Below are 14,959 nucleotides of genomic sequence, written 5' to 3'. Positions count from 1 at the left end.
AAGGGGTAATCATTTTGAAGAGAAAAGTATGGGTGTCTTCGCCGGTATTCTTTGTCATCACAGCGGTTATGCTCATTATGGCCGGCGTCAGCTATTTTTACAGCCATATTCTGTTTGCCGTCGAGATGACATTTTCCATCGGCTCCGTCATTGCCGTCATCCTTTCCACGGAACGTTTCAAGGCGCATGTAGCCACCGCGGTGAAAAGCGCTCAGAAAATTCTGTCCGGAGAGGAGTACCGCGCGCTGCAGGAATTCACGATGCCGGTTGCGGTGATTGGCGAGGAAGGGGACATCATCTGGGTCAATAACGCCTTCGCGGAAAAAGTCAGCGTCAAGCGCGAATGCCGCGGGGAAAATATTTTAAAGTTCATTTACCCGAAAACGATCCGCCAGATTATCACCGAAAGCGGAACGGATATTACCGTAGAGAACAGGCAGTACACCGTCTTTGCCGCAAAAACGGAATACGGCAGTGTGGTCTATTTTGTGGACGACACCTATTACAAGGAAATCAACCGTGAATATATCGAACGCCGCCCGGTTGTCGCGCTGGCAAGCTTCGACAACCGGGAGGAGCTCGCCCGCGATTCCAGCGGCAGCGAGGATTCCCGCATCGCGTCGGAGGTGGAGGGCGCGCTGATTACCTGGGCGCAGAGCATGGGCGGCTTTCTCAAGCGGCTGAGCGGCGGACGCTATCTGGTTCTGACCGACGAAGCCCACACCCGGGACGCCATGGAAAAGCGCTTTCAGATTCTGGACACTATCCGCGGGATCAAAGCGGGGGAAAGGCGCAGCGCCACGGTTTCCATCGGTGTGGGGCGCGGCGCGGAATCCCTGTCGGAGTGTGAGGAGTGGGCGCGCAAAGCGCTCGACATGGCGCTGGGCCGCGGCGGAGATCAGGTGGCCGTCAAACAAAAGGACGATACATACGAGTTCTTCGGCGGCCTTTCCAAAGGGGTGGAAAAACGCGACAAGGTGCGTACCCGGGTCATCGCCGCAACCCTTACCGACCATATTAAAAACAGCGACAACGTTCTGATTATGGGTCATAAATTTTCCGATCTGGACAGTGTGGGCGCGGCTGTGGGCATGTGGAGCGCGGTGACGAAGGCGCTGAAAAAGCCCGCCTTTGTCGTGATCAACCGTTCGCAGAGCCTTGCGTCCCCGCTGATCGCGTCCATGGAAGCCTCGGGCGCGGGCAACGGAAAAGTCTTTATTTCTCCCATGGAAGCGCTGTCCATGGCGACGCCGAAATCGCTGCTGATCGTTGTGGATACCCACTCCCCGGAATTCGTGGAAAGCGCGGAGCTTTTAAACGCGGTTTCCCGGGTGGTCATTATCGACCACCACCGCATGATGGTCAAGCATATCGAAAACGCGCTCGTTTTCTATCACGAGCCTTACGCAAGCTCCGCCTCCGAAATGGTGGCCGAGCTTGTCCAGTATATCGGTGAAAACACGCTCACGCAGACCGAGGCCGAGGCGCTGCTTTCGGGCATTATGCTCGACACCAAGAATTTCGTGCTCAAAACCGGTGTCCGCACCTTTGAGGCGGCGGCCTATCTTCGCCGGCGCGGCGCGGATACGGTGGAAGTAAAACGCATGTTTTCCGATACGATCGACACCTATAAGGCAAAGTATCAGATCGTTTCCGGCGCGGAGATTTTCGGCGACTGCGCAATCGCTTCCGCCGATCATGAATTTCCGGATATCCGCATCACCTCGGCGCAGGCGGCGGACGAGCTTCTGTCCATTCAGGGCGTGAACGCCTCGTTCGTGCTGTTCCCGACCGGAAATAACGTGGTGAATGTTTCCGCCCGCTCGCTGGGCGAAATCAACGTACAGCTGATCATGGAGGCTCTGGGGGGCGGCGGCCATCTGACGATGGCGGGCGCGCAGCTCACCGGCGTTACGGTCTGGCAGGCACGCGAAAAGCTGATCGCCGTTTTACAGGACACCATGGCAAAGGCGATGCAATAAATCAATTTCAGATAATGGAGGTAATCATCAATGAAGGTAGTTCTGCTTGAAGACCTGAAAGGGACCGGCAAAAAAGGGGATCTGGTCAATGTCAGCGACGGCTATGCCCGCAACTTTCTGTTTCCCCGCAAGCTGGCCAAAGAGGCGAACGCCCAGGCGATGAACGAACTGAAAAACGCCGCGGAAGCGAAGGCTTTTAAAATTCAGTCGGAAATAGACGCCGCGAAACAGACCGCGGAGAAAATCAATGAAAAAAGCGTGAAGCTTTACGCGAAAGCGGGGCAGGGCGGTAAGATTTTCGGTTCCGTCACCGCGAAGGAAATTGCGGAAGAGCTCAAAAAGGCCTATCATGTAGATATTGACAAGCGCAAGATTGTTCTGGACGCCGACATTAAAGCGTTCGGCACCTATGAATGTGAAATCAAGCTTTACAACGGAATTACCGCTAAGGTTTTCGCTGTCATCGGCGAAAAGGAATCATGATCCGTTAAAGAATGACAGAACGATGACAGAGAGGGGGAAAGAAGATGGATGAGATGGTAACGGGCGGCTACAGCGCGCTGAATCTGCCGTTCAGCCCCGAAGCGGAGCAGTCCGTTCTGGGCGCCGTCCTTCTGGATTCCTCCTGTCTGGACCGCGTCGCGGAGATTCTTCCGAGGCCGGAATATTTTTATCAGACAAACAACAGCCTGATTTATTCCGCCATGCTGGAGATGTTCACCATGGCCCAGCCGGTGGATTTCGTTACCCTTCTGGAACGGCTGAAGGGAACGCCGGGCTTTGACGAGGCAAGCGGAAAGACCTATCTGCTCCAGCTTGCGCAGCTCGTTCCCTCCATTTCCAATGTGGAATCCTATGCCCGTATCGTGCGGGACAAATATGATGTGCGAACCCTGATCACCGCTTCGCGCGATATCATCGAGGAGGCTTCCTCCGGCGCGGCCGACGCGGCCACTCTGCTCGATTCCGCGGAGCAGCGCATTTTTGATATCCGGCGCGGCAAAAATATGCAGGGGCTGCAGCGTCTGGACGAAATCATCGTGCAGACCTTCGACCGGCTCGATCTGCTGAATTCCCCGGACGCCGATCTGTATAAAGGCGTGCCGACCGGTATTAAGGAGCTGGACGACACCATCACCGGTTTGAACCGCACCGACTTCATTCTGCTCGGCGCGCGTCCCGGCATGGGAAAGACCAGCTTCGCGCTGAATATCGCGCGGCACGCGGCTGTAAAGGCGAACAAGCGGGTCGCGTTCTTCTCGCTGGAAATGAGCAAGGAACAGCTGGCGTCGCGCCTGCTGTCCACCGAGGCTCTGGTCGGGGGCACCAAGCTGCGTACCGGGAAATTAAGCGAGGATGAATGGATCCGCATTATTGAGGCGGGCGACGTCCTTTCCAAAACCCAGTTTTATATCGACGACAACCCGTCCATTACGGTGGGCGAAATGAAGGCCAAACTCAGACGGCTCAGGGATGTCGATCTGGTGGTAGTCGACTATTTGCAGCTGATGACCGCCGCCGGCAAAACCGACAACCGTGTTCAGGAAATTTCGGCCATTACCCGTAATATGAAGATCATGGCGAAGGAGCTGAACGTGCCGGTGCTGATGCTTTCGCAGCTGGCCCGTGACAGCGAAAAGCGCACCAACCACCGCCCGGTTCTGTCCGACCTGCGTGATTCCGGTTCCATTGAGCAGGACGCGGACATCGTTCTGTTTTTGTACCGCGAGGACTACTATCAGGACGCGGAAACGCCGAATGAAAACGCCGACCGCAACAGCGGGGAATGCATTGTCGCCAAAAACCGCCACGGGGAAACGAAGACGATCCCTCTGCACTGGCAGGGTGAGTTCATGCGCTTTACGGCGCAGGAGGTTGTCCGCAGTGAACAGTGACATTTTAAATATTGAAAATAAGATTCAAGGAGTAATCGTCAGGTGGAACATGCTGCCCCCGGGCTGTACCGTTGTGGTCGGCCTTTCCGGCGGCGCGGATTCCCTGGCGCTTGCTCATTTTCTTTTAAAATATGGGAAACCCCGTCATATTCATCTGATCGCGGCGCATATTAACCATGGGCTGCGCGGAAAAGAAGCCGACGGCGACGAGCGCTTTGTTTCCCTGTGGTGCGGGGAAAATGGAGTCGGGCTGAAAATTCTGCGCGCCGATGTGCGCGCTCTGGCCGCGGAGAAATCCGAGGGCCTTGAGGAGTGCGGGCGCAAGGTGCGCTACGGATTTTTCAAAGAACTTGCCGGCGAAAACGGGAAAATCGCAACGGCCCACACGCTGTCCGACAGCACCGAGACCGTTCTGATGAACCTGGCAAAGGGCGCGGGGACGCGCGGCCTGCGCGGAATCCCGCCGGTGCGGGAAAATATTATCCGCCCGCTGATCGGCATTACGCGCGCCGAGGTGGAAGCCTACTGTGCGCATTACGGCCTGCATTATGTGACGGACAGCACGAATTTTGAAGCGGAGTATGAGCGCAATAAAATCAGGCTCGGCGTCATCCCTGTTCTGCGCGAAATCAATCCCGCCTTTGAGTCGGCGGTTTTCGGAATGACCGGCCGTCTGAGCGAGGACGACGAATATCTGAACGCGCTTGCGCGCGAACGGCTAAAAGCAGCCGTCTGCCCCGGCGGGTACCGCCTGGAAACGCTGCGCGGGCTGCCCGGTCCGCTGCTTTCGCGGGCAATCGCCATGGGTGTGGAAAAGGTGCGCAGGGTAAGGCTGGAAAGCCGCCATATTGAGGCCGTCGCCAAAATTGTGCGCGAAGGCGCCGGTTCCGCAACCGTTGCGGGAAGAATACAATGCACCGCACAGGGCAATACTCTTTCTATTGCCGCCGGAAGCGGCCCGGCTTCTTTTGGGGAGTGGAGCGTACCTTTCAGCGCCCCAAAAACCGTTTTGCCGGACGGAAGAACACTCAACGTCGTAAAACTGACCGAAAAAGAATTGGAAAAATGCCACAAATTTAATAAATTGTTATTTAATAATCTAATTAACTATGATACAATATCTAGTACTATCTCTGTTAGGAACAGACGGAGCGGCGACACTTTCCGTCCTGCCGGACGCGGTGTCACAAAGAGCCTCAAAAAGCTTTTCAACGAAGGGGCAGTTGCGCCGTCTCTGCGCGGTAAAATTGCAATGCTTGAAAGCGGCGGGGAAATTCTCTGGATAGAGGGTTTTGGTGTTTCACAGCGCGCCTGTGTCACCGAGGGCACTCACAATATAGCGGAAATAATAATTAAGGAGTTCGAAACATGAGAAATGATATTCAGTCCGTACTGTTCAGCGAGGAGCGGCTTGCTGACATTGTACAGACAATGGGCAAACGGATCAGCGAGGACTACAGGGATAAAAACCTTTTGATGGTCAGTGTACTGAAAGGCTCCGTGGTTTTTATGGCTGATCTGATGCGCGCAATCACCATTCCCTGCAGCATTGATTTTATGTCCGTTTCCAGCTATGGTTCCGGAACAAAGACTTCCGGCGTGGTGAAAATCGTTAAGGACCTGGACATTAACTTGGAAGGTTACGATCTTTTGGTCGTTGAAGATATTCTTGACAGCGGGCTGACCTTAAGCTACATACTCGAGTTGCTTCAGTCCCGCTCCCCGAAGAGCATTAAGGTCTGCACTCTGTTTGATAAACCGGACAGACGGACTGCCCACATAAAAGCTGATTACGCCGGAACGGTCGTTCCGGATGAATTCATAGTCGGCTACGGCCTTGACTTTGATGAAAAATACAGGAACCTTCCGTTTGTGGGAATTCTGAAACCGGAGGTTTACGAGGAAGCTGACCGAAAGGCGTCAGGCGACTCAAGTAAGGAGTGAACTTCATTTGGATAACAAAAAAACACTTAAAAATATCGGCCTGTTTATTGGAGTGCCTATTTTGCTGTTTATTCTGATTGCCATGATTTACGGCAACAGGCCGCAAAAGACCTATAATTATTCCGATATCCTGCATTACTTCCAGAATCAGCAGGTTCCGGAGTTTTCCATGGACATGGGCAGCGGCGAAATGATCATCAAGCTGAAGGACAAGACGCAGATATCCTATGTGGCCCCGAACGCCCAGCTGCTCTACGACGATATCCGCGATGATATCAAACGGTACGACGAGGATCATCCGAATGCCCAGATGGTCTATAACCTGAAGCATCCGGCGGAAACGTCGTGGCTTGCCAGCATGCTTCCCATGCTTGTCACCCTCGGCATCATGGTCCTGTTCTGGTGGTTTATGATGAAGCGCCTGAATACCAGCATGGGCGACGCGGGCAAGCAGATGAATTTCGGCAAGGCCAAGATCAAACAGATGGCGGACGAAAAGCGCAAGACGACCTTTGCCGACGTGGCGGGCGCCGACGAGGAAAAGGAAGAGCTGCGTGAGATCGTCGAATTCCTGAAGAACCCTAAAAAATACAACGAGCTTGGCGCCCGTATTCCGAAAGGCGTGCTGCTCGTGGGCCCTCCGGGCACCGGTAAAACCCTGCTGGCGCGCGCTGTGGCCGGAGAAGCCGGCGTGCCGTTCTTCTCCATTTCCGGCTCCGACTTCGTTGAAATGTTCGTCGGTGTCGGCGCCTCCCGTGTGCGCGACCTGTTTGAACAGGCGAAAAAGAACTCTCCCTGCATCATCTTCATCGATGAAATCGATGCGGTCGGCCGCCAGCGCGGCGCCGGTCTCGGCGGCGGGCACGACGAACGGGAACAGACCCTGAACCAGCTGCTGGTGGAAATGGACGGCTTCGGTGCGAACGAAGGCGTCATCATGATCGCCGCCACCAACCGCCCCGATATCCTCGATCCCGCCCTGATGCGTCCGGGCCGTTTTGACCGTCAGGTCATGGTCGGCTATCCGGATATCAAGGGCCGCGAGGAAATCCTGAAGGTCCACGCGCGCGGCAAGCCGATCGCGCCGGACGTCAATCTGAAAACAATTGCGAAATCCACCGCCGGCTTCACCGGCGCGGATCTCGAAAACCTTCTGAACGAAGCGGCGCTCCTGGCCGCGAGAAAGAGCCTGAAGGCCATTACCATGGAGGAAATCGAGGAGGCCACCATCAAGGTGGTGGTCGGTACCGAGAAAAAGAGCCATGTGATGACGGAAAAGGAAAAGACCCTGACCGCGTATCACGAAGGCGGCCACGCGGTTTCCACCTATTTCTGCCCCACACAGGACCCCGTTCACCAGATTTCCATCATTCCCCGCGGCATGGCCGGCGGCTATACCATGCAGATTCCGACCGAGGACCGTTCCTACAAGTCCCGCAAGGAGATGCAGGAGGACCTGGTGGTGCTGCTGGGCGGGCGCGTTGCCGAGGCGCTTGCGCTTGACGATATTTCCACGGGCGCTTCCAACGACATTGAGCGCGCCACGAAGCTTGCGCGCAGCATGGTCACAAAATACGGCATGACCGACGCTCTTGGCCCGATCACCTACGGGCAGGATCAGGGCGAGCCGTTCCTTGGCCGCGATATGGGCCATATCCGGAACTATTCCGAAGAGACGGCGTCCGTGATCGACAAGGAAGTCAAAAATCTGATGACGACCGCTTACAACCGAACGGAAAGCATTTTGAGAGAACACATGGATAAGCTGCACGAAGTAGCGAAATTCCTTTACCAGAATGAAAAGATGTCCGGCGAACAGTTCAAAGAGATGATGGAAGCGAAGGGACCCGAACCTCCGGAGGAGGTTTCCGATGGGGGTCAGCTGTCCGGCGCTACAGAAGAATAAAGAATTCAGGGGGGAATGTTGCCACATTTCCCCTTTTGTTGTCTGAAATATTTATGTATAATAAAAGTTGATACGATTGTGCGGAAAGCGCAAATTGCCGTGTTCTGCAAAAGGAACTTCAAAAACAGTGAATAGATTTTAGGAGCGATATGTTGGTATGACTAAGAAAACGGAATATGGAAACGAGAGTATTTCCTCCCTGAAAGGCGCGGACCGCGTGCGGCGGCGCCCTGCTGTCATTTTCGGATCGGACGGCATAGAGGGCTGCGAGCATTCCATCTTTGAAATACTGTCCAATTCCATCGATGAGGCGCGCGAAGGCTACGGCAAACAGATCACCATCACGCGTTTCAGCGACAATTCGGTTCAGGTAGAGGACCACGGCCGCGGCTGCCCGGTCGATTATAACCAGAAGGAGCAGCGCTTTAACTGGGAGCTTGCGTTCTGCGAGCTTTACGCCGGCGGAAAATACAACAATGATTCGGACGAAAGCTACGAGTACTCCCTCGGCCTGAACGGCCTTGGGCTTTGTTCCACACAGTACGCTTCGGAATATATGGATGTGGAGGTCCGCCGCGACGGGTTCCGCTACACCCTGCACTTTGAGCACGGGGAAAATATCGGCGGGCTGAAAAAAGAGACATACAATAAAAAGGATACCGGTTCCATCATCCGGTGGAAGCCGGACCTGCAGGTATTCACCGACATCAATGTGCCGGTGGAGTATTATCTGGACGTGCTCCGGCGTCAGGCGATCGTCAACGACGGCATCAGCTTTTTGTTCCGCAACCAGACCGCTTCCGGTTTTGAAGAGACCCAAATGCTGTATCAGCAGGGGATCGTGGACCACGTCAAGGAAATAGCGGGGGAGGACGCTCTTACTCCCGTCCAGTTCTGGCAGGCGGAGCGCAAGGTGCGCGACCGCGCGGACAAGCCCCTGTATAAAACGAAAATCAATGTGGCGGTGGCGTTTTCCAACCGGAACAAGCTGATCGAATATTACCACAACTCCAGCTGGCTGGAGCATGGCGGCGCGCCCGACAAGGCGGTGCGAAACGCGTTTGTCTATCAGATCGACGCTTATCTGAAGCAGACGGGAAAGTACAACAAAAACGAAAGCAAAGTCACTTTTGCAGACGTCGAGGATTGCCTTGTGCTGATTATTTCCTCGTTCTCCAACCGGACTTCCTATGAAAATCAGACCAAAAAGGCGATTACCAATAAAGGCATCCAGGAAGCGATGACGGAGATGCTCCGCCATCAGCTTGAGGTGTATTTCATCGAAAATCCCGCCGACGCGGACAAAATCGCCGCGCAGGTGCTCATCAACAAGCGCAGCCGCGAGGACGCGGAGAAAACCCGCCTGAACATTAAGAAAAAGCTCACCAGCAATATGGACATCACGAACCGCGTCGCCAAGTTCGTGGACTGCCGCAGCCGCGACGTGAGCGAGCGGGAAATCTTTATTGTGGAAGGAGATTCCGCCCTCGGCGCGTGCAAACAGGCGCGCGACCCGAATTTTCAGGCCATTATGCCGATCCGCGGCAAAATCCTGAACTGCCTGAAAGCCGACTACGACAAGATTTTCAAGAACGATATCATTACCGACCTGATCAAGGTGCTGGGCTGCGGCGTCGAGGTAAAGTCGAAGGCAAACAAGGATTTGTCCTCTTTCGACCTGTCCCTTCTTCGCTGGAATAAAATTATCCTCTGCACCGATGCCGACGTGGACGGTTTTCAGATCCGGACCTTGCTTCTGACCATGCTGTACCGCCTGACCCCTACGCTGATCGAAGAAGGGAAGGTCTTTATCGCCGAATCCCCGCTTTTTGAGATCGCGGCGAAGGACAATACTTATTTTGCCTATACCGAACGGGAAAAGGACGAAGTGCTGAAAAAGCTGAGCGGAAAAAAGTTTACGATCCAGCGGTCCAAAGGATTGGGTGAAAATGAGCCGGACATGATGAACCTGACTACGATGAACCCGGCGACGCGCCGCTTGATCAAGGTGATGCCCACGGACGCGGCAAGGACCAGCGCAATGTTTGACCTTCTGCTCGGCGACAATCTGAGCGGCCGGAAGGATTATATCGCGGAAAACGGATACAGCTATATTGATTCAGCGGATGTAAGCTAAGCTGAAAAATGAATACGGATAAATTTTAATGAATGTGGGTGTAAACCAGAATGCCAAAAAAGAGAACGGAGCAGTCGGCGCCGCCGCCGCGCGGGCACGGCGTCATTGAGGGCGCGGGCGCGGTTGTGGAGCAGCAGATCACCGATACGCTTGAAAAAAATTACATGCCTTACGCCATGAGCGTGATTATGTCCCGGGCTATTCCCGAGATCGACGGCTTTAAGCCGTCCCACCGCAAGCTTTTATATACCATGTACAAAATGGGGCTTCTTGGCTCCGCGCGCACCAAAAGCGCGAACATCGTAGGCCAGACCATGAAGCTGAATCCCCACGGCGACGCCGCCATTTACGATACCATGGTGCGCCTGAGCCGCGGCTACGAGGCGCTTCTGCATCCCTATGTGGATTCCAAGGGCAACTTCGGAAAGTTCTATTCCCGCGATATGGCCTGGGCGGCTTCCCGTTACACGGAAGCGCGTCTGGACGACATCTGTCAGGAACTTTTCCGGGATATCGATAAGGATACCGTCGATTTTGTAGACAATTACGATAATACTTTAAAGGAACCGACCCTGCTGCCAGCTACGTTCCCGTCCGTGCTGGTCAACGCGAACACGGGCATCGCGGTCGGAATGGCGAGCTCCATCTGTCCCTTCAACCTGAGCGAGGTGTGCCAGACCGCCGCCGCTCTGATGCGCGACCCGGAGCACGACGTTGCTTCCACCTTGCTGGCACCCGACTTCCCGGGCGGCGGCCAGCTGGTTTACGACCGGGCCGCGATGGAGGAAATCTACCGCACCGGACGCGGCGGCGTGCGCATCCGCTCGCGCTATGCCTATGATAAGAGCGCGAACTGTATTGACGTTACCCAGATCCCTCCCACCACGACGGTGGAAGCCATTGTCGAGAAGGTCGTCGATCTGGTCAAGCAGGGAAGGCTCAAGGATATTTCCGATATCCGCGACGAAACGGGTCTGGACGGCTTAAAGATCACCATCGATCTGAAGCGCGGCGTGGAGCCGGACAGGCTGATGCAGCGCCTGTTTAAGATGACTCCGCTGGAAGACAGCTTTTCCTGTAATTTCAATGTTCTTGTAGGCGGCATTCCGCGCGTGCTGGGCGTCCGGGAGCTGCTGGAAGAATGGACCGCGTTCCGCGTCGAATGCGTCCGCCGCCGCACCTTCTACGATCTTGCGAAAAAGAAGGACAAGCTGCATCTGCTCAAGGGCCTTCAGGCTATTTTGCTCGATATCGACAGGGCGGTCGCCATTGTCCGCCGTACGGAGGAAGAGAGCGAGGTCGTGCCGAACCTGATGATCGGCTTCGGCATCGACGAGACGCAGGCGGAATTCGTCGCGGAAATCAAGCTGCGCCACCTGAACCGCGAGTATATTCTGAAGCGCACCGAGGAAATCGGCCAGCTGGAAAAAGAGATTGCCGAGCTGCAGTCCGTGCTGGACAGCAAATCCAAGGTAAAAAGCATTATTATTTCGGAGCTGGACGCCGTGGCGAAAAAATACGGCCAGCCCCGTAAAACCATGATGATTTATCAGAACGAGATCGAGGAGTATTCGGCGGAGGAGGAAGTGGCGGATTACCCGGTGAACCTGTTCTTTACGCGGGACGGCTACTTCAAGAAAATCACCCCGCTTTCCCTGCGCATGAGCGGGGAGCAGAAGCTCAAGGAGGACGACGAGGTCGTACAGCATATCGAGGACAGCAACACCGCCGACCTGCTGTTTTTTACCGACCGGTGTCAGGTCTATAAAGCGAAGGCCAACGATTTTGGCGACACCAAGGCGAGCGTTTTGGGAGAGTACATCCCCGCGAAGCTGGGGATGGACGAGGGCGAGAACGCTCTCTATATGGCGGTTACCCACGACTATGACGGCTATATGCTTTTCTTTTTCGAAAACGGCAAAGCCGCAAAGGTCGACATGTCCGCCTATGCCACAAAAACGAACCGCCGCAAGCTTTTAAATGCCTACTGCGACAAATCCCCGGCCGTGCGGATTGCGTATGTAAAAGAGGACTGCGACTTTATGCTGACGTCGCTTCAGGGCCGGATTCTTCTGGTTCATACCGGCGCGGTTCCCAGCAAGTCCACGCGCAGCACGCAGGGCGTCGCCGTCATGACGCTCCGCAAAGGCAGCAGGCTGCTTCGTGCGGAGCCGTACAGCGAAGGGATGCTGGTCAACCCGAACCGCTACCGCAAAAACATTCCGGCTTCCGGGTCCCTTCCCACTGCGGAAGAAACTGCAGGGGAGCAGCTGAAGCTGTAAAATAATAAAAAACGCCGCTGAAAAGCCAATAGCAGTCCAGCGGCGGGTCAGGTCAAAGCGGCAAACGCAGACGCTTTGATGAGTCCGTACTTAGATTGCCCTTTTGCCTTTTCCATATGCATAAAACTTGAGAATGCACATAAAATATGCTTGCAAAAACGCACTTTTTATGTTAGTATAGTTTAAGTTGTTTATGCAAGAATATTCGGAGGTGCGCTATGTCAGCTGTCGAGGTTATATTCGGGATTATATTATTAATATTTTCAGTTGCTATAACGATTGTCGTCCTTCTTCAGGAAGGGCATCAGCAGGAACTCGGGGCGATTACAGGCGGTGCCGATACTTTTCTTTCAAAGAATAAGGCCCGTTCGGTAGATTCGTTTCTTGCCCGGTGGACAAAAGTGATTGCAATTGGATTCTTTGTACTGGTGATCGGTATCAACGCGTACATGTACTTTTTGAAGTAACTTGAATGCTAAAGCCCCGCTTGTGTAAAGCGGGGCTTTTCTTATCGGCGCGCCGCCTCGTTTTACGCAGGTTGTTTAAAAATGGGAATCATAAAATTGATAATAAATTCGGAGGAACCATGTTAGAGGAAATCAAGAGGAAAATTATACAATACATGCAGGCTTATCCGCAGAGCATCACTTCCCGCGGACTGCTCAAAAAACTTGGGGTAAAGGATAACAAAAACTTTTACCGCGCGTTAAATCAGCTGAGGGACGAGGGCGCCGTGGAGGTCAATAAAAAACACCGCGTCCGTCTGCCGGAGGAAAGGAAAACCGTCAAGGCGACCATCGTGTCCCTTTCCAAAGGCTTTGCTTTCGCGCGCCCGTCGGACGGCGGAGAGGACCTGTTTATTCACGCCGACAATCTGAAAAAGGCCTTTATCGGCGACACGGTTCTCCTGAAGCATGTGAAGCAGAGCGCCAAAGGGCCGAGCGCCCATGTGGACGAGATTTCGGAAAAAAGCAGCCGGGTCATTGCCGGTACGCTCAGCAGGGGCAAGGGACTGTGCGAAATTGTCCCGGACGATGCGATCCGCTACCATATTCCGGTGGAAAAGAGCTCCGCAAAGAACGTGAGGGACGGGGACAAGGTTCAGGCGGAAATATTCCGTGCGCCCCGCACCTCCCTGCTTTCCGCGCGGATCGTCAAGGTCTACGGGAAATCGAGCAGCGCAAAAATCTGTGCGGACGCCATCATCGACCAGAACGGAATCCGGACCAAATTTCCGGACGAAGTCCTTTTCGAAGCGCAAAAAATCGCCGCGGGTACGGTTACGGAACAGGATCTGAAGGGCAGGCTTGACCTGCGCGACGTTAGCATCTGCACCATTGACGGCGCGGACGCGAAGGACCTGGACGACGCTATTTCCGTCAGCCGGACAAAAACGGGCTACAAGCTCGGCGTCCATATCGCGGATGTCAGCCATTATGTAAAAGAGGGCGGCGCCATCGACGCGGAAGCGCTGGAGCGGGGGACCTCCGTTTATTTCGCCGACCGCGTCATCCCCATGCTTCCCAAGGAGCTTTCCAACGGGGTCTGCTCGCTGAACGCCGGAGAGGACAAGCTGACCTTTTCCGCCATTATCCAGCTGGACGGACAGGGGGAAATCCTTTCCTACCAGTTCCGGAAAAGCGTGATCCGTTCCAAGGTGCGCGGCGTTTATTCGGAAGTGAACCAATTGTTTGACAAGACGGCCGACGCCGGTCTGCGGAAAAAATACGCTCCGGTCATCCGCTCGCTCAACGCGGCAAAGGAGCTCGTCGATCTTTTGAAGGCGCGTTCCATTCAGAAGGGAACGGTCGATCTGGACAGCACGGAATCCAAATTCACGCTGAACGAGGAAGGGGTCTGCGTCAATGTGGAGCCCCGGCAGACGGGCGTTTCCGAGCAGATGATCGAGCAGCTGATGATTACGGCCAATCAGGCCGCCGCCAAGCTGGCCAAAGCGAATGCCCTCCCGTTTGTCTACCGCGTGCACGAGCAGCCCAGTCCGGAGCGTGTGGAGAACCTGGCGCAGCTCGTGGGGGCGCTCGGGCTGAACGCGCGCAGCCTGAAGCACGAAGGGGACGTTACCACCGCCGACTTCGCCGACATCATGCATCAGGCGGAGGGCACGCCCGCGCAGAAGGTCATTTCCCATCAGCTTCTGCGGACGATGGCAAAGGCGCGCTACGATACGAACCCGATCGGGCATTTCGGGCTTGCGCTTGCGGACTACTGCCACTTTACCTCTCCCATCCGCCGCTATCCGGATACGGCTATCCACCGCATCCTTTCCGCCATGCTGGAAACGAAGGACAGGGCAGAGCTGAACAGAAGGTTCCTGACCTTTGCGAACGCCGCCGCCTCCGCTTCCTCTTCCGCGGAAGTCCGCGCCATGCAGGCCGAGCGCAGCGCGGAGGACTGCTATATGGCGGAATATATGACGCAGCATATCGGCGAATGTTATACCGGAATCATCAGCGGGGTGACCCAGCGCGGCGTTTTTGTGGAGCTGCCGAATTCCGTCGAGGGCTTTGTGCCGGTCGACAGCTTTGAAGGTGCACGTTTCCGCTTTGACGGCGTTATCACGCAGGTCGACGAGAACACCGGCCGCAAGCTGACCATCGGGCAGGAGCTTGCCGTCCGGGCGGTCGCCGCGGATGTGACGAGCGGCAGAATCGACTTTATTCCGGATACTTCTGTAAACGTGGAACCTTAATTGCGTTTATTTCCATAAAAAGTCCCTCTTCATTGGCAAAATATTGAAACATTGGTATAAATTTTGGCATATTTGACCATCATACTAACATAAATATAAAACC

Annotated in this window: 10 protein-coding genes; all 10 read left to right on the top strand. The window is 54.8% G+C overall.

Translation table 11 applies throughout. From position 1 onward, the window contains the following. The first annotated feature begins 14 nt into the window (after nt 1-14). The 10 genes from VXK30_RS10625 to rnr all read left to right on the top strand — a co-directional run bounded on the left by VXK30_RS10625 (nt 15) and on the right by rnr (nt 14,856). Nucleotides 15-1,982 carry a DHH family phosphoesterase gene (locus VXK30_RS10625; protein ID WP_275717594.1) on the top strand — a complete coding sequence of 656 codons (1,968 nt, stop codon included), beginning with the start codon at nt 15-17 and terminating at the stop codon, nt 1,980-1,982. Between the two features lie 30 nt (nt 1,983-2,012). Then, nucleotides 2,013-2,465 carry a 50S ribosomal protein L9 gene (rplI, locus tag VXK30_RS10620; protein ID WP_275717595.1) on the top strand — a complete coding sequence of 151 codons (453 nt, stop codon included), beginning with the start codon at nt 2,013-2,015 and terminating at the stop codon, nt 2,463-2,465. A gap of 44 nt (nt 2,466-2,509) precedes the next feature. Continuing rightward, entirely contained in the window at nt 2,510-3,877 is a 1,368-nt protein-coding gene (dnaB, locus tag VXK30_RS10615; RefSeq protein ID WP_275717596.1) for a replicative DNA helicase, read from the top strand. Continuing rightward, nucleotides 3,867-5,249, top strand: a complete 1,383-nt coding sequence (gene tilS / locus VXK30_RS10610) for a tRNA lysidine(34) synthetase TilS (RefSeq protein ID WP_275717597.1) — start codon at nt 3,867-3,869, stop codon at nt 5,247-5,249. The genes dnaB and tilS overlap by 11 nt, the downstream gene beginning before the upstream one ends. Next, nucleotides 5,246-5,821, top strand: coding sequence for a hypoxanthine phosphoribosyltransferase (gene hpt, locus VXK30_RS10605; protein WP_042081954.1), 576 nt, complete (start codon nt 5,246-5,248; stop codon nt 5,819-5,821). Before tilS ends, hpt begins: the two co-directional genes overlap by 4 nt. 7 nt (nt 5,822-5,828) lie before the next feature. Continuing rightward, complete coding sequence (gene ftsH / locus VXK30_RS10600) at nt 5,829-7,727, top strand: ATP-dependent zinc metalloprotease FtsH (protein WP_275717598.1); 1,899 nt, start codon at nt 5,829-5,831, stop codon at nt 7,725-7,727. 157 nt (nt 7,728-7,884) lie between these two features. Further along, entirely contained in the window at nt 7,885-9,864 is a 1,980-nt protein-coding gene (locus VXK30_RS10595; RefSeq protein ID WP_275717599.1) for a DNA gyrase/topoisomerase IV subunit B, read from the top strand. 50 nt (nt 9,865-9,914) lie between these two features. Beyond that, nucleotides 9,915-12,146, top strand: a complete 2,232-nt coding sequence (locus VXK30_RS10590; RefSeq protein WP_275717600.1) for a DNA gyrase/topoisomerase IV subunit A — start codon at nt 9,915-9,917, stop codon at nt 12,144-12,146. Between the two features lie 218 nt (nt 12,147-12,364). Continuing rightward, the gene (gene secG, locus VXK30_RS10585; RefSeq protein ID WP_275717601.1) at nt 12,365-12,613 is read left to right on the top strand and encodes a preprotein translocase subunit SecG; all 249 of its coding nucleotides are present in this window, start codon (nt 12,365-12,367) and stop codon (nt 12,611-12,613) included. A 119-nt stretch (nt 12,614-12,732) separates the two neighbouring features. After that, nucleotides 12,733-14,856, top strand: coding sequence for a ribonuclease R (gene rnr, locus VXK30_RS10580; RefSeq protein WP_275717602.1), 2,124 nt, complete (start codon nt 12,733-12,735; stop codon nt 14,854-14,856). Nucleotides 14,857-14,959: the final 103 nt, after the last annotated feature.

This window comes from Caproiciproducens sp. CPB-2, assembly GCF_036287215.1.
Taxonomy (GTDB): Bacteria; Bacillota; Clostridia; order Oscillospirales; family Acutalibacteraceae; genus Caproiciproducens.
Note: the sequence above shows the minus strand (reverse complement) of the source record. Positions and strands in the feature narration are given on the sequence as shown.